Consider the following 22,417-nt stretch of genomic DNA (forward strand, 5'->3'; position numbering starts at 1 on the left):
TTGGAGACGACTATGAATCTGCCCGGACTACACTTTGAATTCAGCGAAGAGCTGATTATGTTGCGCGATACGGTACGCCACTTTGCTGACAAGGAAATTGCTCCTTTGGCTCAGGAAGTCGACGCCTCAGATCAATTCCCCATGCAGCTTTGGCCAAAGCTTGGTGAACTGGGTGTTCTAGGCTTAACCGTCTCTGATGACTACGGTGGCGCTAATATGGGCTACTTGGCTCATATGATTGCCATGGAAGAAATTTCGCGTGCTAGCGCCTCGATTGGGCTGTCGTACGGTGCACACTCTAATCTTTGTGTTAACCAAATCTATCGCAACGGTACAGCCGAGCAAAAAGCCAAATACCTACCAGGCTTAATTGATGGCACCCAAATAGGGGCCTTAGCCATGAGTGAGACCGGGGCGGGCTCAGACGTGGTCAGCATGCGCCTACGTGCCGAAGACCACGGCGATCATTTTGTGCTTAATGGTCATAAAATGTGGATCACCAACGGCCCGGATGCCGACACCTTAGTGGTCTACGCCAAAACCGATCCCGAAGCGAATCAACGCGGCATTACCGCTTTTATTATTGAGAAAGGGTTTGAAGGGTTTTCCGTGGCTCAAAAACTCGACAAACTTGGTATGCGTGGTAGCCACACAGGCGAGCTGGTATTTGAAAACTGCAAGGTTCCCAAAGAAAACATCCTAGGAGAATTAAATGGGGGTGTGCGTGTTTTAATGAGCGGCCTTGATTATGAGCGCGCCGTTTTAGCGGGGGGCCCGTTGGGCATTATGCAAGCCGTGATGGAGGTGGTGACGCCCTATATCCATGAACGCAAACAATTTGGCCAAGCCATTGGCGAGTTTCAACTTATTCAAGCCAAAGTGGCCGATCTTTATACGATTCATCAAGCCAGTCGCGCGCTGTGCTATGCCGTTGGCAAACGCCTAGACGACCTCGGTTCTGATCACTTACGCTCTGTGCGTAAAGACTGCGCTGCGGCGATTTTATTCAGCGCTGAAAAAGCCACCTGGATGGCTGGGGAAGCCATTCAAATCTTAGGTGGCAACGGGTATATCAATGAATTTTCCACCGGCCGCCTCTGGCGTGATGCTAAGCTTTATGAGATTGGTGCTGGCACCAGCGAAATTCGCCGTATGTTAATTGGGCGCGAACTTTTCAATGAAACCGCTTAACTCATAAATCGCATGAAAACCATTCCTTTTGCCTCTGATCACTCTGTTATTGAACCCGTTTTACGGCCTACGCCTAGTGCAGAACATGTGGCTCAGTTAATTCTCCAAGGCTTCAACCGTCACTACGCCCTGTTTAGATACAGTGCGCAGCGTGCCAAAGTCTTGTTTGAGTCAGGCAATTGGGATGGTATTCAGCGTTTATCGCGCGAACGTATCGAGTATTACGACATGCGCGTACGCGAATGCGCGGCTATTTTACGCCCCACCTTAAAAAACACCACGCTCACCCCTAGTGCCGATGACAGTCAACTTAGCCCAGAACAGCAGCAATTTTGGCAACAAGTAAAAACGAAGTTTGCGCATGCGTTAGCTGGGCATAAGCAGCCCGAGTGTGCTGAAACGTTCTTTAACTCTGTATCGTGCCGTGTCTTAGCTCGTACGTACTTTAACAATGATTTTTTATTTGTACGTCCAGCAATTGCCACTGGTTACATCGACAGCGATCTGCCGTCTTACCGCTCGTATTATCCGCTCGAGTCCGGCCTCATTTCCACACTGACCAGTGTGATCGCTGATTTTGGTTTAGCTGCCCCCTTTGCCGACCTACCTAGCGATGTGCGTTTACTCGCCCGTCGTGTTGTCCAAGAGCTACGCAAACGCCTACCTAAAGACCCCGGCTTTCGTATTGGGCCAGACTGCCAAGTGCAGGTCTTAAACACCTTGTTTTTTCGTAACAAAGGCGCCTATATCGTGGGGCGATTCATTAATCACTCTACTATTCACCCGTTTTCTATTCCCTTAACGCATACGCCTAGTAATCACATTGAAATTGATGCGCTATTAGATAACATCGATGACATCAGTACGCTGTTCAGTTTTACACGTGCGTATTTTTTAGTGGATATGGATGTGCCTTCGGCCTATGTGCAGTTTCTGCAATCGTTATTACCACGCAAATCAGCGGCCGAGTTCTACAACGCCATTGGTCTACAAAAACAGGGGAAAAACCTGTTTTATCGTGATTTTCTGCATCATCTGGGGCACTCTTCCGATCAGTTTGAAATGGCTCCAGGCATAGAGGGAATGGTGATGACGGTTTTCGCGTTGCCGTCTTATCCCTATGTTTTTAAAATGATTCGTGATCACATCCGCAAAAAAGGCATGGATCACGCCACCGTTAAAAGTCGCTACCTGTTGGTAAAAAAACACGATCGTGCTGGTCGCATGGCGGACACCTGGGAGTATTCGCAAGTTGCGTTGCCTAAACGCCGCTTTTCACCGCAGCTGCTACAAGAGTTACGCACAGAGGTAGGGTCTCAGATCGAAGAAACAGGCGATCTCATTATCTTGCGCCATGTTTATATCGAACGACGCATGTTACCGCTTAATATATACCTAAGTCGTGCTTCCGAGCACAACGTAGAGGCAGCGATTAAACAGTATGGCGATGCCATCAAAGAGCTCGCTGCAAATAATATTTTTCCAGGGGATATGCTCTATAAAAACTTTGGGCTCACCCGTTTAGGCCGTTTGGTTTTTTATGATTACGATGAAATCCAAACCATGGCTGAAATGAATTTTCGTGTTATTCCGCCTGCCCCTAACGAAGAGGCAGAAATGGCAAGCGAGCCATGGTACCCCATTGCCGCAAACGATGTGTTTCCCGAAGAATTTCGTTGGTTTTTACTGGGTGACACACGAATCCGCACCGCTTTTATGAAGCACCACGCCGATTTACTTAGTGCCGACTGGTGGAACCAATGCAAACAGCGAGTCATTCAAGGTCGCCTAGAAAATATTTACCCTTATGATTTAACCAAACGTCTGCCCCACCGTCGGGTAGACCAATCCCTTACGGATTTACCGCATTAGGAGTCAAACATGTCAGATCCTGTTGTCATTCTGTCTGCTGTCCGTACCCCGATGGGTGCAATGACCGGCAGTCTCTCCGGTCTCGCGGCTCACGAGTTAGGTGCTGTTGCTATCAAGGCGGCATTAGAGCGTGCTGCCGTTAGCCCCGAGCTGGTTGACGAGGTGTTAATGGGTAACGTGCTTCAAGCCGGCCAAGGTCAAGCCCCTGCACGCCAAGCCGCCATTGGTGCTGGCTTACCCGCCAATGCCCCATGTACTACCGTACATAAAGTGTGTGGTTCGGGCCTAAAAGCTGCCATGCTTGCTCACGACATGCTTAAAGCTGGCAGTGCTCAAATCGTAGTAGCGGGCGGCCAAGAAAGCATGAGTAACGCCCCTTATTTGTTGCTAAAAGGGCGTCAAGGCTATCGCTACGGTCACTCCACCGTGTATGACCATATGGCATTAGACGGTCTCGAAGACGCATATCAAGGCACGGCGATGGGTGTGTTAGCGGAAAGCTGTGCTGAAAAATATGCTTTTACGCGCGAAGAGCAAGATGCATTTGCCTTGGAATCTTTACGACGCGCCCGCGAAGCCACAGAAAAAGGGCATTTCAAAGCAGAAATTGCACCGGTGACGATCAGCGGCCGTAAAGGCGATACCGTGGTGGACACAGACGAAGCCCCCACACGCGCGATGCCCGAAAAAATCCCAAGCTTGCGCCCCGCTTTTAAAAAAGACGGCACAATTACTGCGGCCAACGCGTCCTCGATTTCAGATGGTGCGGCGGCTTTGGTCATCACCTTGCAATCTGTGGCCGATGCCAACCAACTCAAGCCGATCGCTAAGATCGTGGGTCACACGCAATTTGCACACGAGCCAGAGTGGTTCACCACCGCCCCTGTCGGCGCCATGCAAACGCTCTTAGACAAACTCGGCTGGACAGTAGCTGACGTGGATCTATTTGAAATTAACGAAGCCTTTGCTGTGGTCACCATGGCCGCCATGAAAGAGCTCAATATTCCTCACGATAAAGTCAATATTTACGGCGGAGCCACTGCGTTGGGTCACCCCATTGGGGCCTCAGGGGCGCGTTTAGTGGCAACACTCATCAACGCACTGCAGCAAACCGGCGGCAAGCGTGGCATAGCTTCGCTATGTATTGGTGGCGGCGAAGCCGTCGCTTTAGCCGTAGAACTCGTCGACTAACTCTAGGTTGACGCTCTGTGTCATAGACCCGACAGGCCACAAGCCTGTCGGTACAAAATAGAATTAAATGGGGTGGCAACACAGACATGAGCATACTGAAAAGTAAAATCCAACCGCGTTCTGAGGGGTTCAAAGATAACGCACAATCTATGGCAGCGCTTATCCAAGAGCTACGCCATATCCGTCAGGAAATCGCCCAAGGAGGCAGTCCACAAGCACGCGAGCGCCATCAATCTCGTGGCAAACTACTACCTCGCGAACGCGTGGAACGCGTATTGGACCCAGGCAGTCCATTTCTAGAGCTTTCCCCTCTAGCCGCCTACAATCTCTATAACAACGAGGCTCCTGGTGCGGGGGTGATTACAGGTATCGGTCGTATCCATGGCAAGGAATGCATGATTGTGTGCAACGATGCCACCGTCAAAGGGGGCACCTACTACCCCATGACGGTAAAAAAGCACCTACGCGCCCAAGAAATAGCCCAAAAAAACCGCTTACCTTGTGTGTACTTAGTGGACTCAGGCGGCGCCAATCTCCCCAATCAGGACGAGGTCTTTCCCGACCGCGATCACTTTGGCCGTATTTTCTTTAATCAAGCCAACATGTCAGCCCAAGGTATTGCGCAAATTGCTGCTGTAATGGGTTCGTGTACGGCTGGGGGGGCATATGTGCCTGCCATGAGCGATGAGTCCATTATTGTGCGCGACCAAGGCACCATTTTTCTAGCCGGTCCGCCCTTGGTTAAAGCGGCGACGGGCGAAGAAGTCAGTGCGGAAGACTTAGGCGGCGGCGATGTCCATACACGACTTTCTGGCGTTGCCGACCATTTAGCGGAAAACGACGACCATGCGCTGCAGCTAGTCCGCGAAGCCGTCAGTCGCTTAACGCATCAAAAACAGTTTCCCTGGCCCCTTAAAGCCGTTAAAGAACCGCTTTATGATCCCGCTGAGCTCAATGGCATTATTCCCAATGACACGCGTAAACCCTACGATGTACGCGAAGTCATTGCGCGCTTGGTGGATGGGTCTGAGTTCGAGGAATTTAAAGCCCGTTTTGGCACAACCTTAGTCACTGGTTTTGCTCATTTACATGGTATGCCGATTGGCATTGTGGCCAATAACGGGGTGTTATTTTCCGAGGCAGCGCAAAAAGGCACGCACTTTATTGAGCTGTGTTGTCAGCGCAAAATTCCTCTGTTGTTTCTGCAAAACATCAGTGGCTTTATGGTGGGCAAAAAATACGAAAACGAAGGCATCGCTCGCCATGGCGCCAAAATGGTAACTGCTGTGTCTACTGCAGCCGTGCCTAAACTTACCGTTATTATTGGTGGCTCTTTTGGGGCGGGGAATTACGGTATGTGTGGTCGAGCTTACGACCCTCGCCTGCTCTTCATGTGGCCTAATGCACGCATTTCAGTCATGGGAGGCGAGCAAGCCGCTAGCGTTCTGGCCACTATCCGCCGTGACAACTTTGAAAAGTCGGGCCAACCCTGGTCAGCCGCAGAGGAAGAAGCCTTTAAGCAGCCAATACGAGATCAATACGAACACGAAGGCAGCCCCTACTATGCCTCAGCACGTTTATGGGACGATGGCATTATCGAGCCAGCCCAAACTCGACGTGTGCTTGCGTTAGCTTTATCTGCCACCTTGAACGCCCCCATCGAAGACACGCACTTCGGTGTGTTCCGTATGTAATCGGGAGCCTACCACCATGTTTGATACCGTTTTAATTGCTAACCGCGGCGAAATTGCCTGCCGTATCGCTGCCACGTGCCAGCGTTTGGGTATTCGTACCATCATGATTTACTCCAGCGCAGACGCAGAAGCCTTGCATGTCCAAGCGGGCGATGAGGCTATCTGGGTTGGAGAGGCCGAACCTCAACACAGTTATTTGAATATTGATGCCATTATTGCTGCAGCTAAACGCACGGGGGCGCAGGCCATTCATCCCGGCTATGGGTTTCTAGCAGAAAATGCTCAGTTTGCGCAGGCGTGTGCCGACAACAATATTGTGTTTATTGGCCCCTCTGCCGCTTCCATTACCGCTATGGGAAACAAGTCGGCGGCCAAAGCGCTCATGGAAGCCGCTCACGTGCCGCTGGTGCCAGGCTACCATGGCAACAATCAAGACCCAGCCTTTTTGCAAGCTGAAGCCGATGCCATGGGCTATCCCGTGCTCATTAAAGCCAGCGCTGGCGGCGGTGGTAAAGGCATGCGCATCGTGGAAAAGCCCGAGCAATTCCTAGAGGCCTTATCCTCATGCAAACGCGAAGCCAAAAGTAGCTTTAGCGATGACCATGTGCTCATCGAACGTTACTTACAAAAACCCCGCCATATTGAAATACAAGTTTTTGCAGACCAACAAGGTCAAACAGTGCATTTGTTTGAGCGTGATTGCTCAGTGCAACGTCGCCACCAGAAAGTCATCGAAGAAGCTCCTGCTCCCGGCATGACGCCCGAACGCCGTGCCGCCATGGGCGCTGCGGCTGTTGCCGCGGCCCAAGCCGTCAATTATGTCGGTGCAGGAACGGTAGAGTTCATCTGCGAAGGCGACGCGTTCTTCTTTATGGAGATGAATACGCGTCTCCAAGTCGAGCATCCCATTACAGAACTGATTACAGGTCATGACCTAGTTGAATGGCAGCTGCGTGTTGCTGCCGGACAGCCCTTGCCCGTACAACAAAATGACTTACACATCACGGGTCATGCCTTCGAGGCACGCATTTACGCCGAAAACCCAGAAAACCAATTTTTGCCCTCTATAGGACGCATTGAAAAACTCGTGTGGCCCGAGCACCAAAGTTTTACGCGCGCTGCCGTTCGGGTTGACAGTGGCATTCGGGAAGGCGACAGTATTAGCCCTTTTTATGACCCCATGATTGCCAAAGTCATTGTGCATGGGCCAACGCGCGCCGCTGCTCTGCAAAGCCTGCGCCAAGTGCTAGCCAAGTCTTATATTTCAGGGCTACACACTAACCTGCATTTCTTATATCGGTTGGCTAGTGATGCGGCATTTCAAGCCGGAGACGTCGATACTGGTTTTATTGAGCGACGTCACTCGCACTTGTTCCCAACCTCCACTACTGTGTCAGGCCACCATTTAGCCATTGGCCTCGCTGCTATATTGCATGGCTTTGGTCTTTCTCATAGCGAGCAGACCCCCTTGGCAGCCGACCCCTGGGCAGTGAACGATTACTGGCGTCAGAACGATCTGCTGGATCGTACTTTTGTATTCGAGGTCGATGGACGACCCTACACCGTACAGCTTCAACGCGAGCACAACACATGGCTTATGCAGCACGAAGGCGAGTCTGCTACGCTGCGCTGGCAAGCTCAACGCTTAGCTAATGGCACACTGGAGCTGAACGTCGTGTGGGGTGACCATAAAAAACAAGCCTACATCTACGGTCACTCTCCACAGTTCGAGATTCGTACTTCACAAGACCAGCTCTACCTTCACTATCAGGACCCTCTTGCATTAACTGAGCTTGAAAGTGAAGACCAAGGCGGCGGTCTCAGCGCACCGATGCCTGGCAAGGTATTATCCGTGGCCGTTGCACCGGGGGACACCGTTGCGGCAGGACAACTTCTGCTCGTATTAGAAGCGATGAAAATGGAGCATTCCATTACCGCTCCTTATGGGGGGGTTGTTACAGAGTTGTTTTTTAACTCCAACGATCAAGTCACTGAAGGGGCAGCGCTATTAGCCATCGAAAAAGACCCTAGCTAAATTTGCACCACGGCCTAAATCAGCGTAAAGTTGACTAAACCATTGGTAGGGTCATCGGTTGGCCGTGTATTTTTTTGATGGTAATACATTCATGTTTGATATTTTGGTTTACTTGTTTGAAACCTACTATACCCCTCAAGCTTGCCCCAAAGCAGAGGTTTTGGCCCACAAACTGGCTGCTGTCGGCTTTGAAGACGAGGAAATTAGCGAAGCCTTAAGCTGGTTACATGGTCTCAGTGAGTCCGCTGCATTGCACGAGCCACTGAACGAACCGCGTCATGCCCAGAGCACACGCATTTTTACCGAGTACGAACACCAAACCCTAGGCCAAGAAGCCATCGGTTTTATTTGTTTTCTAGACAATTCTGGTGTGCTACCCCCCGCGTTACGCGAGGTCATTATCGAGCGCGCCCAAGCGCTTAATGAGTCGCCGGTTTCGTTAACCAAAATTAAGATCGTTGCCTTAATGGTGTTATGGAACCACGAAGCAGAAATCGACCATTTAATTTTTGAAGAGTTAATCACCGACGACGAAGAACGCTGGTCCCATTAATTTCTACTTATTCCACTAGAGCGGCAGCCTTGCCGCTCTAGTGCGTTCTAAAACAAACTAAAACGGTTGAGCTTGCTCGTCTAATAGCTCATACAGCAAGGCATCAGCCTGTTTATTTACCTTAAACACCCCAAAACGTGCGTCCTCATAGATCTCGGCTTTGCCTTCAGGAAAAAACCACGCATCGACTCCGTTCGGTAACCAATTGCCATACTGATACTGTAAACGCAATGGCACGGCTTGTTCAGGAAGGTGCTCGGTCGATGTAGAGCGTACCCATGTCGACTGTGCTGCATCCCACGTCCACACATCGCCGTTAAGCGAGTTTTCAAGGCCTACAAGCTGCGCAGCGGCCTGAGGGTATGGCTGCACATAGGCAACCACCCGTGTAGCTGTCACATCCTCATTCTCTAGCATAAGGACTTCGCTTACCTGGTCACTTAGAGCAAAGCGCAAGGCCATGTAATCCCCTTGCATCAGTGAGCGTGGATCCACTGGGGCAAGCGCTAAAATAACGGTTTCCCCTTTAGCTAATAACTGCTCTTTGCGCACCACATCCGTGACAGTCACTGCCATAATAAGCAGCCAGCCTCCGTATAAAAACCAAGTACTCCATCGCGATGGCGTTAGCGTTGGCGCTGCCGGCGTCTCTGCCTGACCCGCTTGTTCGGAACGCACATTAAAAACTAATACCCCCGCGCCAATGGCGAGTAACGCCCCACCTCGAGCTAAATCCCACGCTTTCACTGTTAAGGGTAAAGAAAGCTGGTAGTAATGAAGACCTAATGCCGCGGCAAATAAAACTAACGCAAACCAAAACAGGCGGTTCTGTTTCCAGACGTAGCTGATTACCCAAAGGCTGAGCGCAAGATTAGCCATAGGGGCTTGTGGCAACCAATAGACACTGAGTACGGCGCTAGCTGCCATCACCATTACACAAAATAGTGTGGATTGAGTACGGTAGAGGCTTAGCCCCACACAAACAGGTACCCACCAGGCCACCGCTTGATTAAAGCCTGGTGCAACCGCCTCGATGGAAAAAATGCTAAGAATCAACCAAAATAACGTGGCCCACCACAAGGATTGCACCGCAGGTAACCAAGCGGGCTGCAGTAATAACGCCACGCTGCAAAGCACCCAGGCGCTGACTAACAACCAAAAAATAATGGCATCTTGCCCCCACCATACTAAGTCCAAATACCACATTAGGCCGTAAAGCGCGAACCCCCAGATGGCCACAGCGCAGCTTAATCGTACTAAATAATTGTCTTGGCTGACTCCATACAACATGGCCGATAACAGCGAGAACGCTACCACCCAAAACACGGTACTGCTTGGGTTCTCGACCAAAACAAGCCCCATGAATACGCAACAGCTTAGATATAAAAACAAAGGTAAGTCCCGCAGCCACACTGCGGCTTGAGGGCGACGTAACAATACCCCCATCACCACAAAGGCCACAGGGATAAACCCATACGCCAAAAGAGTCGGGTCAATGCTCCACGCGCCCAGTAATAGCCAAGCAAATAAGACCACTACGATAGCTTGCGCCAAAAGCACAAAACCTCGTAAAAACCAAGGCTCACGCCCCCGTTTCAACAAGGAAACCAATGACTCGTCCTGTGACGCTGACTCGGTATTTTGCGCTAGGCTGTGTTGCCACTGTTGGCGTAAATCACGAATTAATACGCCCGCAAGAATCAACATGGGCAAAAATAGCAGCTCGAGTACCCAGTCACTTTGCGTAAACGTCTCAATCAGCCAACCCAAAAATGATACAAAAAAAGCAGAGTAAAAAAGTGCTAGGCTCCATAAGGCGCGGCGTTGACGACTAAGATAACTGCTGACTCCCCACAGCAGCGTGGCCACTGTTAAAAACTCCCAACGGTAGGAGTTCTGTGTCATGCACCACACCACTGTGCTGCCCACAACCAAAAGCAAGCTCAGTCTAAAAATCAATTGGTGGGGGTCATCCATACGCGGTGAAAAAATACGGCTCACCCCTAACCAAAAAAGATTTAAGAGCACAAAGAAAAAGCCCACCCAATGCACGGCATACCAACGATACCAGTTCAAACCATAGGTCTCATCCATATACAAAAACAGAGCCAGGTTTGTCAAAAGCATGACAAGCAGTATGATAAATAAGGAACCAAGCCCAAAAGCCCATGGCACTAGCAAGAGCGCCCACAGCGCAAACAGCTGCCAAGGATCGGCTCCGGTTTGATAACTCTGCCCTATCAGAGCCAATAATCCGCCGACAGAGATGGCTGCTAATACATGGATTAGGCTTGATAAGCTATACGCTGACCGATACGGTTCTGGACGGTGCCACGCCAGCCACCCGGCACTGAGCACGAATACGGCTACAGTGACCTCTAATAAAGCAACACGCCCCGCTTTGGGCCAGCTAAGCCAGTTAGCAGCCACCGCCATAATCAGCGCACTGCCTAACAGCAAGGTGGCAACAATCATTGCACTACGCTGTAAAAACTGAGACCAGCTTGGCAGGCCAAGAATGGATGGATTTAACCCTTTTACTTGCATAAAGCCTCTTACCCCTCGTATGATCTGCGCTAAGAACGCAGACTTGCTATGACGGTACACTACATGACTAAAACTCTAATCATTGCCGAAAAACCCTCTGTAGCCCTAGATATTTCTAGAGCCTTAGGCGGCTTCACCCGTGAAGGGGATTTTTTTGAAAGCGAAAACTTTGTGCTTGCCGCCAGTATCGGCCACTTGCTTAGTTTAATCGCTCCTAATGACCCAGTGCGAGGTAAATGGAGTTTTACACACCTACCTGTCATTCCCGATCAGTTTGAGCTGAACCCATCGGATAAAAAATCAGCAGAACGCCTCAAGCTTTTAGTAAAACTGCTTAAGCGTAAAGACGTCAGCGCCGTCATCAACGCCTGTGATGCCGGACGTGAAGGGGAATTGATCTTCCGCTATATTATGCAGTTTGCGAAAGTTAACAAACCCGTAAAACGGTTGTGGCTTCGCTCCATGACCCGCGAAGCCATTCGCGAGGCGTTTAATAATTTGCGTGATGATGACGAGCTCAAGCCCCTAGAGGCAGCGGCTCGCTCGCGCGCCGAAGCGGACTGGTTGGTTGGCATCAATGGCACGCGTGCCATGACCGCTTTTAACAGCAAAGACGGTGGTTTTTTCAAAACACCAGTAGGCCGTGTGCAAACCCCTACCCTAACCATTGTGCACGAGCGTGAAGAAGCCATTCGTCAGTTTGTGTCACGTGATTACTGGGAGGTGCATGCCGATTTTGGCGCCGAAGCCGGCTCCTACAGCGGTCGGTGGTTCAATCCCCAATTCAAAAAAGACGAAGAGGATGCCGAAAAACGTGACTCGCGTGTTTGGACTGCTGCCGAGGCCGAAGCCATCGTGCAAGCATGTGCCCACCAGCCAGGCAGTGTTACCGAAGAATCCAAACCGTCTAAACAACAATCGCCAGCCCTATTTGATTTAACGACGCTGCAACGCGAGGCAAACTCACGTTTTGGTTTTTCAGCGAAAACCACACTATCACTTGCTCAAGCCCTGTACGAGCGTCATAAAGCCTTAACTTATCCACGTACTGACTCGCGCTATTTGCCCGAAGACTATTTGCAAACAGTCAAAGACACGATGCAAGCCTTAGCCGGAGCAGAAACCCCCGCGTGTGCCAGCGTACAACCTTTTGCTCAGCAGGTCGTAGCGCAAAGCTGGGTGAAACCCAACCGCCGTATTTTTGATGATAAAAAAGTATCTGATCACTTTGCCATCATTCCTACGCTGCAAATACCGCGTGAACTCAGTGATGCCGAATTCAAAATTTACGAATTAATCACACGACGCTTTTTAGCGATGTTCTTCCCCGCTGCCGAGTTTAGAGTCACCACACGTATTACTCAGGTGGGAGCGCATCACTTCAAAACCGAGGGCAAGGTATTAGTGAACCCGGGCTGGTTAAGCATTTATGGTCGTGAGGCGCAACAAGGCGATGACAGCCTAATTCCTGTGAGTCAAAACGAAACCGTCAGCACCGATGAGGTCGAGGCGCGCGCGCTAGCCACCAAGCCTCCTGCGCGCTTTACCGAGGCCACCTTACTATCAGCCATGGAAGGCGCCGGAAAACTCGTTGATGACGATGCGCTGCGAGAGGCGATGTCAGAGCGTGGTCTAGGTACCCCAGCAACGCGTGCAGCCATTATCGAGGGCTTGCTTAACGAGGGGTATCTACGTCGCGAAGGACGCGAGTTATTGCCTACTGCTAAAGCCAAGCAACTCATGACCTTGTTGTCGGGTTTAGGGGTCCACGAACTCACCTCGCCCGAGCTTACCGGCGAGTGGGAACACCGTCTCAAACAAATTGAACAAGGCCAGCTCGAACGCGAGGCCTTTATGTCCAAAATTCAAAGCATGACTGACACCATCGTTCGTCGTGCTAAAGAATACGAACGTGACACGGTGCCTGGCGACTACGTTACTCTACAGACTCCTTGTCCGGTCTGTGGAGGAGTAGTCAAAGAAAACTATCGTCGTTATGCTTGTACCGCGTGTGAGTTCTCTATTGGCAAGCACCCTGGTGGTAAAACATTAGAAATCCCAGAGGTAGAAGAACTGCTAGAGCACCGCACTATTGGGCCATTAACCGGCTTTATTAGCAAAATGGGGCGCCCTTTTGCCGCGATCCTCCGCATTAACGCTGAAAACAAGCTGGAGTTTGATTTTGGCCAAAATGACGACGAAGACGATGAGGAGGTCGACTTTAGCGGCCAAACGCCGGTCGGCCCTTGCCCTAAATGCCAAAGCGCTGTGTTTGAACACGGGATTCGTTACGTTTGTGAAAAAGCCGTGGGGCCAAATAAAGACTGTGACTTCCGCAGCAACAAAGTCATATTGCAACAAGAGATCGACCGCGAGCAAATGCAAAAGCTGCTTGTAGATGGCAAAACCGATTTACTTGAAAACTTTGTCTCCAACCGAACTAATCGCAAATTTAAAGCTTTTTTAACGCGCGACAACAAGGGCAAAGTGGCTTTTGAATTCGAGCCCAAGGCAACAAAATCGGCGAAAAAAGCTACCAAAAAAGTAGCAAAAAAAGCCGCTAAAGCGACCAAGGCAGCAAAGAAAACCACCAAAACAGCGGCGAAAAAAGCCGCGAAAAAGGCGGCAAAGAAAACTTCTTCTACCACCTCATCATAAAGGACACCCATGAGCCAAACACACAGCTCAGGCCCTTGGCACGAAGTGCGCCGTTCTAACTTACATGGGAACGGCGTCTTTGCTAAACGTTTTATTCCAAAGGGAACCTACATTTTGGAGTACGAGGGCGTACACCTCACCCCCGAAGAAGCGGACGCCCAAGAGCCCACTGATCCTAATGACCCCTTTCATACGTTCTTTTTTGCCATCAGCAGCGGCATGATCATTGATGGAGGCCAAGAGGGTAATGACTCACGGTTCATTAACCATTCGTGTGAGCCAAATTGCGAAGGCCATGAAAATGAGCAAGGCGATCGTGTCTTTATCGTGGCGCTGCGTGATCTTGAGGCCGGAGAGGAACTGCTGTATGACTATGCTTTAACCATTGATGACAAGATCACCAAAACCCTGCGCGAGCAGTATGCTTGCTTGTGTGGGGCGCCGTCTTGTCGTGGTACTATGCTTGCCTTGCCTAAAAAAACCAAAAAACAAAAGAAAAAAGCCAAGCTAAAAAAATGGATTAAGAAAACTATACGTAAAGAATTACGTAAAGAGTTGCGCAAAGCCCTCGCCGAAGAGCAACCAGACGCTTGATAATTTTACACTTTACGTAAAAAAACAAACCGCCTATGCAAAAGCCCCGTTTTCTAGCGAAAACGGGGCTTTTTTGTTGTTCATGGCTTATTGGAATGCGGTCTCAATAAAACTACGTAGTTTTCTTGAATGCAATCGTTCTGGCGGCATATCACGCACGAGTTCTAAGGCCCTAATCCCTATATGCAAGTGTTGCCCGACTTGAGTGCTATAAAATGCATTTGCCATACCAGGTAGTTTTAATTCCCCATGTAACGGCTTATCGGACACACATAATAAGGTGCCGTAGGGCACCCTAAACCTAAATCCATTGGCCGCAATCGTGGCTGACTCCATATCTAACGCAATAGCGCGAGATTGAGATAGTCGTTGCACTGGCTCGCTGTGATCCCGCAGCTCCCAATTTCTATTGTCAATTGACGCCACCGTGCCTGTACGCATGATCTTTTTTAGCTCCCACCCATCTAAGCCTGAAATGTCAGCGACGGCTTGCTCGAGCGCAACTTGAATTTCAGCCAAAGGAGGAATAGGTACCCAAGTGGGTAAATCTGCATCTAGCACTTTGTCATCACGCACATAGCCATGCGCCAACACATAATCCCCCAAGCGCTGCGTAGTGCGTAAACCAGCACAATGCCCCACCATAATCCAAGCGGAGGGACGCAATACGGCAATATGATCCGTAATGGTTTTAGCATTTGATGGGCCAACCCCGATGTTGATTAAGGTGATGCCACTGTGGTTTTCACGCAATAAATGGTAGGAGGGCATTTGCGGCAAACGATTCGGTGATGCCCCTGAAATATTTCCGGCCGTATCCGTGACCACGCTCCCTGGCTCTACCAGTGCGGTGTAGCCCCCTTTGCCTTCAGCCAACATTTGCTTGGCCCACTCACAAAACTCATCCACATAAAACTGATAGTTAGTAAACAATACATAGTTTTGAAAATGGGCGGGCTGTGTAGCGGTGTAGTGGCGTAATCGATGCAGAGAATAGTCCACCCGTGGGGCAGTAAAAGGCGCAAGCGGCAAGGCTTCGCTTTCTTTGGCCTGCCACGTTCCATTGACAATGGCATCATCCATATAGGCCAAATCCGGTACATCAAAATGATCGCGTAAGGTATGCCCAGTCGAGTCCGAATAATGCATCTTTTGGCCTTCTTTTTCCCCCAAGCAAAAATGCAAAGGAATCGGTTGGCTAGACTCGCCCACCTCTACCGCTACGCCATGGTTTTTAATCAGCAAACCTATTTGCTCAACAAAATATTCGAAAAACAAATCGGGTTGGGTCACAGTGGTAGCGTATAAACCTGGCTCAACAACGTGACCATAAGACAACCGACTGTCTACCTCTTGGTAGGTGCTGACCCGAATGCGTATGGCTGGGTAACACGCCCTAAAACGTTTATTTTCTGGAAAGCCCTGTTTTATACAAGCAAGAAACTGCTCTCGAATATAGGCTGTGTTTCTGAAATAGATCTCCATTAATCGCTCTGTGGCAGCCGTTGCGTCCATAAACCCTTCGTAAGGAATAGCGGGTGGTAAGCAAACCATGCTCTCTTTTTCGTTTAGCTCCTGCATATACTATCCTTTTTATGTGCAAACCTATAAAAACACAGATATATAAAACAAAAAGTTCTATTTTTTAAAAATTTAAACTTCACTCGATACTAAAAGTATGTTCTAAAGCAACCTAAATAGGTATTCAGCCCTTTGCTTTAGCTTGTCATAATAAATATAAAAAAAGCATAACAACACCGATTAATTATTTATAAATGAGAAAGGCAAACCATGACAAACCGTACGCAATGCCATCACCTCCAAGTCGATAACGAGCTCTACCAGTTTATTCAAAATGAAGCCCTCGTTGACTCTGGTTTAGACGCCGAAGCTTTTTGGGCTGGGTTCAGTGAACTGGTTCATGACCTCGCGCCTCAAAACCACGCCCTATTAGCCAAACGCGATCAACTTCAAGCTCAGCTAGATGACTGGCACAAAGCCAACCCGGGCCCTATCAGCGACATGCCAGCTTATAAAGCTTTTTTGAAAAAAATTGGTTATCTGGTTGATGCCCCTGAAACGGTTAAGGTAAACACTACTCATGTTGACTCTGCGATTACCGACCAAGCGGGCCCCCAGTTAGTCGTACCCATTACGAATGCACGGTATGCTTTGAACGCCGCCAATGCACGCTGGGGCAGCCTCTACGATGCGTTATATGGCACCGATGCCATTAGCGAAGACAATGGCGCTGAAAAAACCGCGCAATACAACCCTGTGCGTGGCCAACGCGTCATTGAGTTCGCACGCAACTTTTTAGACCAAAGCATTCCTTTGACAGAGGGCTCACACAACCAAAGCACCCATTATGCAATTCAAGGTAATGAGCTAGTTGTTAGCCTAGAAAACGGCCAACTGGCTCGATTACAAGACCCTGCTGCTTTACTTGGCTACAGAGGCTCAGCCGACCAGCCTGAAGCCTTGATTTTCAAACATCATGGCTTGCACTTTGAAATCCAAATTGACCCCAGCGACGCGATAGGAAAAACCGACCCTGCTGGGGTCAAAGATGTGCTGCTTGAGTCCGCCGTTACCACCATTATGGACTGCGAAGACTCGGTGGCTACTGTTGACGCTGCCGATAAAACCCATGCGTATCGCAACTGGCTCGGTCTTGTTACTGGCACCCTAACGGAAACCATTCAAAAAGGCGAGCACACGTTTACACGCAAACTGAATGCAGACCGCGAGTACACAGACCTTAACGGGCAAACTCAAAAACTGCCCGGCCGTTCGTTGATGTTTATCCGTAACGTAGGTCACTTAATGACCAATCCGGCTATTTTGGACCAACACGGCCAAGAAATTCCTGAGGGCATTTTAGATGCCGTCGTGACTAGTTTAATTGCCAAACGTGACTTAGATCTTAAGCTTAACTCGCAAAAAGGTTCTATTTACATTGTTAAGCCCAAAATGCACGGTCCCGAAGAAGCTGCCTTTGCTGACACGCTTTTTGCGCGCACCGAGGACCTGCTAAAGCTGCCCCGCAACACTCTAAAAATGGGCATTATGGATGAGGAGCGCCGCACCTCCATTAACCTTAAAGCCTCTATTGCAGCGGCCAACGAGCGCGTCGCTTTTATCAATACCGGTTTCTTGGATCGCACGGGCGATGAAATTCACTCATGCATGCATGCAGGGCCTGTGGTTCGTAAAAACGAGATGCGCAATTTATCGTGGCTACCAGCCTATGAGCGCAATAACGTTCAAGTGGGTTTAGCATGTGGCTTGCGGGGCAAAGCACAAATTGGTAAAGGCATGTGGGCCATGCCAGACCTGATGGCAGCTATGTTAGAACAAAAGATTAGTCACTTACAGGCTGGGGGTAATACCGCTTGGGTCCCCTCTCCTACGGCTGCTACTCTCCATGCTTTGCACTACCATCAACTTGATGTACAAGCCATTCAAAAAGGCCTAGAGCAAGAGCACGTTGAAGTCTTGGATGAGATCTTAACGATTCCTGTCGCCACTCAGACAAACTGGAGCGCCGAGGAAATCAAACAAGAACTCGATAACAACGTACAAGGCATTTTAGGCTATGTAGTACGCTGGATTGATCAGGGCGTTGGTTGCTCAAAAGTGCCAGATATTCATAACGTAGGCTTGATGGAAGATCGTGCCACCTTACGAATTTCCAGTCAGCACATTGCTAACTGGTTGCTGCATGGTGTGATTACCGCAGACCAAGTCGATGAAAGCCTACAGCGCATGGCCGCCATTGTTGATGGTCAAAACGCAGGAGATTCGCTTTACCAACCCATGGCTGGGCACTTTGATACGTCGTACGCATACAAAGCGGCACGAGACTTAATTTTCAAAGGCTTAGAACAACCAAATGGCTACACCGAGCCGCTCTTGCATCAGTGGCGTTTAGAGCTTAAGAAAACTCAATAATTGCGTGGCCGCTTGTCGGTGATTTGCCCCTAGGTTGCACCTAGGGGCTTTTTTTATTTCACAACTTTTGCGGGGAGCCAAGTGGAAAGTTCAGGTACTGCAGCAGTCAATACTAATACCGCACATACCGCTAGTAAAAAAGGAAAGACTGAGCGCACTAGAGAAGCCATTTTTACATTAGTTTGCCCCATTACTACAAATAAGCCGGGTCCTACTGGAGGCGTAATAACACCTATTGTGGTCGCAACTGCACAAATCACCCCAAATTGAATAGGATCTATGCCAAGTTGTGTAACTACGGGCATCAAGATAGGTACTAAAACGATTAGTACACTAATACTTTCTAAGAACAAGCCTAAAAAAATCATGAGACCGATTACTAATAGCATAAACACAAAAGGTGATTCGGTAATAGCTGTAATAGCTGCAACTAAGCGGTCAGGGATACCTTCAAAGGCCAACACCCAACTTAGAAAAGTCGCCACAGAAATTAATATGCTGATAGTTGCGGTCAATACACAAACAGACAGAAATATCTCGTATAAGTCACGAATTTTTATTTCTCTATAAATAAAACAAAGTAGAAAAGCAATTAGAGAGGCAACTGCTCCTGCTTCGGTTGGTGTCATTACACCAGCCGATATCCCTACTACTACCACTACTGGAATTAAGGCTGGCAAAATACCATCTAAAAGCGTTTTTATAACAGCTTGTCTGTGCTCTGAGGATGGCTTCGTAGTAGGCACCTTGTCACTTTTCAAAGTGTAAATAAACACCACAAAGCACAAAGCCAAAAAAATAGCTATGCCAGGCAAAATACCGGCAATAAATAAGGGCGCTATGGGTTGTACAGCGACTACCCCATAGATAATCATCAACATTGAAGGGGGAAAAATTGGCCCCAACAAACCACCTGAAACAGTGACAGCAGCAGAGAAGCTTTTGTCATAGCCTCTTTTTTCCATAGCTGGAACCATAATTCGGCTCATAACCCCAATCTGGGCAATAGCTGAACCTAAAATGGAAGCAGCCATGGCGTTAGTCAATAAGTTGGCATAGGCCATGCCGCCGCGCAACCGACCCACTAATAGCTCAGCAACAGCAATTAAGCGCTGTGTTAAGCCACCTTTATTCATGACCTCTCCAACTAATAAGAATAAAGGGATGGCTAATAAACTATTAATTTCTAGTGCTCCATAAAGCTGTAAAGGTATTGCATCAATTAAAATAGCTAAATCGCTACTTATCATAAAGATAATACCAGCAGCCAGTATCGCACCGAATATAGGGAAACCTGTTAACAATAAAATAAAGAAAAGAGCTACAGTAATCATGGCTATCCTTCTTTATTTTTATTAAAAAAACGATTGATTACTACGATAAATTGGTGCCAACATAAGCAGCTTAATGCCACAGGGAAAGCGGCATAGGTATACCAGCGCGGTAAACCTGTAGTGCCGCTTTTTTCCATCTGCACATCGGCTCTAAGCACCCACTCCCACGAATAAAAGCACAAACCTATCATTAAAATAAAAAACAAAATTCCTGTTATGATTTCTGCTATACGCTTTTTTTCACTTTTAATCTGAGAAAGCAAAAAATCAATACTAATATGCTGTTTTTGTTGCGTAATATATGAAATACCAAAAACCGTAATAAAAATAAGAAACTGTACCGATATTTCCTCGGCCCAAAAAATGGGCGAGCTAAAAAAATAGCGCAAAATAACTTGCGCGATCATAATGGTAGTCAAAGCTAAGCCGAAAAAAACTAGCAATGCTTTTTCTATACGAGAGATAAAGAAATCGATACGATTTAAGGCAGATAGCATTACTGCACCTCCTCGTTCACCTCGCCCCATTAAGGGGCGAGTTTATTGATAACACTACTGCTTTAATGCTTTAACTTGTTCATAAAACTGAGCACGCAGTTCATTGTCTTTTAAGTAATGTTGATTCACTTGTTCACCCACTTCCTTAAAGGGAGTCAGGTCAATTTCAATCACCTCTGCACCGTCCGCTTTGGCTATGGCTAAGTTTTCTTTATCAGCCTCAATAGCACGCTCAAAGCCCCACTCTTCTGCCTCTTTAATGGCTTCTAATAATAGGCTTTGCTTATCTTCATCTAAGCGATCCCAGTAGCGTTTTGAGACTACAATAACAGCAGGAAAAGCCATGTGGTTAGTAAAAGTCAAATAGGGGGCTTGTTGATGAAATTTCATCCCTACTAATGCATCCAAATCCACATCGACAGCATTTAGCAAATTAGTGGTTAAAGAAGGTGCCACCTCAGAAAGAGGCATTGCTGTAGGCGCGGCTCCATTTGCTGTCCACCAATCATTAAATATAGCGCTAGGGAAAGCGCGTATTTTTTGCCCCACTAAATCGCTAGGCGCTTTTACAGGCTTTGTCGAAAGAACATGACGCATCCCAGCAAATGCATAACCTACACCTATCATGCCATGGGCTTCTAGATTAGCTAACATTTGTTGTGCCGCCTCGAGTTGAGTTGCTTGGGTCGCATGTTTCACGTCATCAAACAGGTAAGGCATAGACCAACCGATTAATGTATCGTCACGATTAGTCAACGCGCCTAGCGTTAATACACCTATAGGCATTGCCCCAGACTGCAGCAGGTTAATCATTTGCGCTTCAGAACCCAGTTTGCTTAGAGGGCTCACTTCAACTTTCATTGAGCCGCCACTTTTTTCCTGTACATTTTGATTAATTCGTTCGGCTACTTGATGCCATACATGGCTAGGCGGTGTGACATGCCCTAGTTTTAATGTTTGTGCATGTGCAGGTGTTGTAAAAAATAAACTTGCACTTACCAAAGTAGCACTGAAAAAAGATAGTTTTTGTATAAATTGAATCATGTCTCCGTCCTTTAAACGTATTGATCTCATTGACTGATCACTGTGACAGTGTGCTAATCCAAACAACGTTCTGCTGTCCAGCCATATAACCACTCAAGCGAGTCATAAAACTGAGCCTGAGTTCTCCCTTGCCATAATGAGTTTCTTACTAAGCGCTCTACTCCTTTAGCATGATAAATACGCCCCATTTCCCGTGCAGAATACAATACACGGGCTGTACGCGGAATTCGTACTCGCTGGTAATCAGCAAATGCTTTTTCAAAATTAAAGTCGTGTTTGCGTACGGCGCGCCCAAGTGTCACCGCATCCTCTAGCGCCTGACAAGCACCTTGAGCTAAGTACTGGGTCATAGGGTGTGCCGCATCGCCTAAAATTGTGATTCGTCCCTGTCCCCAAGACTCAACTGGATCTCGATCAGCTGTGGCCCACCGGCGCCAAGAGTCAGGCTTATCGAGCATTTGACGCGGCAGCTCATGAATACCCTGAAAATATGACAAGACCTCTTCTTTACTGCCGTCTGTAACGCCCCATTGTTCTTGTTCTCGACTATGGAAAGTAACAACTAAGTTATATTGGCGTCCCCCGCGCAAAGGATAATGAACCAAATGGCAATGAGGACCAGCCCAAACAACAGGTGCATTTTGCTGTAGCGCAGTGGGCATGTTGTCTACATCCACCACAGCCCGATACACCACATGACCCGTTACTCGTACCGCATCCCCTAGGGTTTTGGCCCGCACAACAGAGCGCACCCCATCACAGCCAATCAAAGCAGCGGCATGGTGGGGTTTTCCGTGTTGGTCTATGGCTACGACACCGTTCTCATCCTGATAAATGTCACGCACTTCAGTAGAGGTTCTAAATGTGATATTAGGGTGGTTTTGTACCGCTTCCAAAATGGATAGATGAATGTCAGCACGATGAATAACCGCATACGGATTACCAAACCGCTCTCTGTAGGGAACACCCACATCAATCTCAGCGATAGGCTCTGTACTAATCGCATCCATTAGACGAAGCTGATCGGTAAAAACCGAGCGCGCTCGTGCTGTGTCTCCTACCCCTAATGCATCAAGTGCTGCAAACGCATTAGCGCCTAACTGAATTCCAGCGCCTATTTCTCCAATTTGACTGGCTTGTTCTAATACCTCGACCTGAAGCCCTTCAAGCGCTAAGGCTTGAGCTGCAGCTAAGCCACCAATGCCACCGCCAATGATCACTACCTTTTGATCTGTGCCGAATCTCATATGGCC

Annotated in this window: 15 protein-coding genes; 9 read left to right on the forward strand and 6 right to left on the reverse strand. The window is 48.6% G+C overall.

Annotated elements, in window-relative coordinates:
• Positions 1 to 12 precede the first annotated feature (12 nt).
• The 6 genes from GGR41_RS07590 to GGR41_RS07615 all read left to right on the forward strand — a co-directional run bounded on the left by GGR41_RS07590 (position 13) and on the right by GGR41_RS07615 (position 8,536).
• On the forward strand, positions 13 to 1,191 hold the full coding sequence (locus GGR41_RS07590) for an isovaleryl-CoA dehydrogenase (protein WP_167661353.1): 1,179 nt from the start codon (positions 13 to 15) through the stop codon (positions 1,189 to 1,191).
• 12 nt (positions 1,192 to 1,203) lie between these two features.
• Positions 1,204 to 3,063, forward strand: coding sequence for a bifunctional isocitrate dehydrogenase kinase/phosphatase (aceK, locus tag GGR41_RS07595; RefSeq protein ID WP_167661354.1), 1,860 nt, complete (start codon positions 1,204 to 1,206; stop codon positions 3,061 to 3,063).
• A gap of 9 nt (positions 3,064 to 3,072) precedes the next feature.
• Positions 3,073 to 4,254 (forward strand): acetyl-CoA C-acyltransferase, encoded by a 1,182-nt coding sequence (locus tag GGR41_RS07600; RefSeq protein WP_167661355.1) that lies wholly within the window; start codon positions 3,073 to 3,075, stop codon positions 4,252 to 4,254.
• 86 nt (positions 4,255 to 4,340) lie between these two features.
• On the forward strand, positions 4,341 to 5,948 hold the full coding sequence (locus GGR41_RS07605; protein WP_167661356.1) for a carboxyl transferase domain-containing protein: 1,608 nt from the start codon (positions 4,341 to 4,343) through the stop codon (positions 5,946 to 5,948).
• 16 nt (positions 5,949 to 5,964) lie between these two features.
• Positions 5,965 to 7,983 carry an acetyl/propionyl/methylcrotonyl-CoA carboxylase subunit alpha gene (locus GGR41_RS07610; protein ID WP_167661357.1) on the forward strand — a complete coding sequence of 673 codons (2,019 nt, stop codon included), beginning with the start codon at positions 5,965 to 5,967 and terminating at the stop codon, positions 7,981 to 7,983.
• A gap of 91 nt (positions 7,984 to 8,074) precedes the next feature.
• Positions 8,075 to 8,536 (forward strand): Smg family protein, encoded by a 462-nt coding sequence (locus GGR41_RS07615; protein WP_167661358.1) that lies wholly within the window; start codon positions 8,075 to 8,077, stop codon positions 8,534 to 8,536.
• Between the two features lie 57 nt (positions 8,537 to 8,593).
• Here the strand turns inward: GGR41_RS07615 and GGR41_RS07620 are convergent, their stop codons facing one another.
• The gene (locus GGR41_RS07620; RefSeq protein WP_167661359.1) at positions 8,594 to 11,083 is read right to left on the reverse strand and encodes a GDYXXLXY domain-containing protein; all 2,490 of its coding nucleotides are present in this window, start codon (positions 11,081 to 11,083) and stop codon (positions 8,594 to 8,596) included.
• A 63-nt stretch (positions 11,084 to 11,146) separates the two neighbouring features.
• On the opposite strand from GGR41_RS07620, the gene GGR41_RS07625 reads away from it, so the two are divergent.
• Both GGR41_RS07625 and GGR41_RS07630 read left to right on the forward strand, forming a co-directional pair.
• Positions 11,147 to 13,741 carry a DNA topoisomerase III gene (locus GGR41_RS07625; RefSeq protein WP_167661360.1) on the forward strand — a complete coding sequence of 865 codons (2,595 nt, stop codon included), beginning with the start codon at positions 11,147 to 11,149 and terminating at the stop codon, positions 13,739 to 13,741.
• 9 nt (positions 13,742 to 13,750) lie between these two features.
• On the forward strand, positions 13,751 to 14,335 hold the full coding sequence (locus tag GGR41_RS07630; protein WP_167661361.1) for an SET domain-containing protein: 585 nt from the start codon (positions 13,751 to 13,753) through the stop codon (positions 14,333 to 14,335).
• 87 nt (positions 14,336 to 14,422) lie between these two features.
• Here GGR41_RS07630 and GGR41_RS07635 read toward each other — a convergent pair whose 3' ends face one another.
• Positions 14,423 to 15,916: an AMP nucleosidase gene (locus GGR41_RS07635; protein WP_167661362.1), complete on the reverse strand. Its 1,494-nt coding sequence runs from the start codon at positions 15,914 to 15,916 to the stop codon at positions 14,423 to 14,425.
• Between the two features lie 210 nt (positions 15,917 to 16,126).
• On the opposite strand from GGR41_RS07635, the gene GGR41_RS07640 reads away from it, so the two are divergent.
• Positions 16,127 to 18,289 (forward strand): malate synthase G, encoded by a 2,163-nt coding sequence (locus GGR41_RS07640; RefSeq protein WP_167661363.1) that lies wholly within the window; start codon positions 16,127 to 16,129, stop codon positions 18,287 to 18,289.
• 53 nt (positions 18,290 to 18,342) lie between these two features.
• Here GGR41_RS07640 and GGR41_RS07645 read toward each other — a convergent pair whose 3' ends face one another.
• Genes GGR41_RS07645 through GGR41_RS07660 form a run of 4 tightly spaced genes read right to left on the reverse strand, consistent with a single transcriptional unit; the run spans position 18,343 to position 22,411 of the window.
• Positions 18,343 to 19,623, reverse strand: a complete 1,281-nt coding sequence (locus GGR41_RS07645) for a TRAP transporter large permease (RefSeq protein WP_167661364.1) — start codon at positions 19,621 to 19,623, stop codon at positions 18,343 to 18,345.
• Positions 19,624 to 19,625: 2 nt separating this feature from the next.
• Positions 19,626 to 20,120, reverse strand: coding sequence for a TRAP transporter small permease (locus tag GGR41_RS07650; protein WP_167661365.1), 495 nt, complete (start codon positions 20,118 to 20,120; stop codon positions 19,626 to 19,628).
• A 54-nt stretch (positions 20,121 to 20,174) separates the two neighbouring features.
• Positions 20,175 to 21,164 carry a TRAP transporter substrate-binding protein gene (locus tag GGR41_RS07655; RefSeq protein ID WP_167661366.1) on the reverse strand — a complete coding sequence of 330 codons (990 nt, stop codon included), beginning with the start codon at positions 21,162 to 21,164 and terminating at the stop codon, positions 20,175 to 20,177.
• 53 nt (positions 21,165 to 21,217) lie between these two features.
• Complete coding sequence (locus tag GGR41_RS07660; protein ID WP_167661367.1) at positions 21,218 to 22,411, reverse strand: 3-hydroxybenzoate 6-monooxygenase; 1,194 nt, start codon at positions 22,409 to 22,411, stop codon at positions 21,218 to 21,220.
• Positions 22,412 to 22,417 lie beyond the last annotated feature (6 nt).

Source organism: Paenalcaligenes hominis (genome assembly GCF_011927625.1).
Lineage (GTDB): Bacteria > Pseudomonadota > Gammaproteobacteria > Burkholderiales > Burkholderiaceae_B > Paenalcaligenes > Paenalcaligenes hominis.

Coding starts and splice junctions, on each gene's coding strand:
- GGR41_RS07635 (WP_167661362.1), bottom strand. CDS start 15,916: ATGCAGGAGCTAAACGAAAAAGAGAGCATGGTTTGCTTACCACCCGCT.
- GGR41_RS07605 (WP_167661356.1), top strand. CDS start 4,341: ATGAGCATACTGAAAAGTAAAATCCAACCGCGTTCTGAGGGGTTCAAA.
- GGR41_RS07655 (WP_167661366.1), bottom strand. CDS start 21,164: ATGATTCAATTTATACAAAAACTATCTTTTTTCAGTGCTACTTTGGTA.
- aceK (WP_167661354.1), top strand. CDS start 1,204: ATGAAAACCATTCCTTTTGCCTCTGATCACTCTGTTATTGAACCCGTT.
- GGR41_RS07640 (WP_167661363.1), top strand. CDS start 16,127: ATGACAAACCGTACGCAATGCCATCACCTCCAAGTCGATAACGAGCTC.
- GGR41_RS07620 (WP_167661359.1), bottom strand. CDS start 11,083: ATGCAAGTAAAAGGGTTAAATCCATCCATTCTTGGCCTGCCAAGCTGG.
- GGR41_RS07600 (WP_167661355.1), top strand. CDS start 3,073: ATGTCAGATCCTGTTGTCATTCTGTCTGCTGTCCGTACCCCGATGGGT.
- GGR41_RS07645 (WP_167661364.1), bottom strand. CDS start 19,623: ATGATTACTGTAGCTCTTTTCTTTATTTTATTGTTAACAGGTTTCCCT.
- GGR41_RS07610 (WP_167661357.1), top strand. CDS start 5,965: ATGTTTGATACCGTTTTAATTGCTAACCGCGGCGAAATTGCCTGCCGT.
- GGR41_RS07615 (WP_167661358.1), top strand. CDS start 8,075: ATGTTTGATATTTTGGTTTACTTGTTTGAAACCTACTATACCCCTCAA.
- GGR41_RS07630 (WP_167661361.1), top strand. CDS start 13,751: ATGAGCCAAACACACAGCTCAGGCCCTTGGCACGAAGTGCGCCGTTCT.
- GGR41_RS07590 (WP_167661353.1), top strand. CDS start 13: ATGAATCTGCCCGGACTACACTTTGAATTCAGCGAAGAGCTGATTATG.
- GGR41_RS07650 (WP_167661365.1), bottom strand. CDS start 20,120: ATGCTATCTGCCTTAAATCGTATCGATTTCTTTATCTCTCGTATAGAA.
- GGR41_RS07625 (WP_167661360.1), top strand. CDS start 11,147: ATGACTAAAACTCTAATCATTGCCGAAAAACCCTCTGTAGCCCTAGAT.
- GGR41_RS07660 (WP_167661367.1), bottom strand. CDS start 22,411: ATGAGATTCGGCACAGATCAAAAGGTAGTGATCATTGGCGGTGGCATT.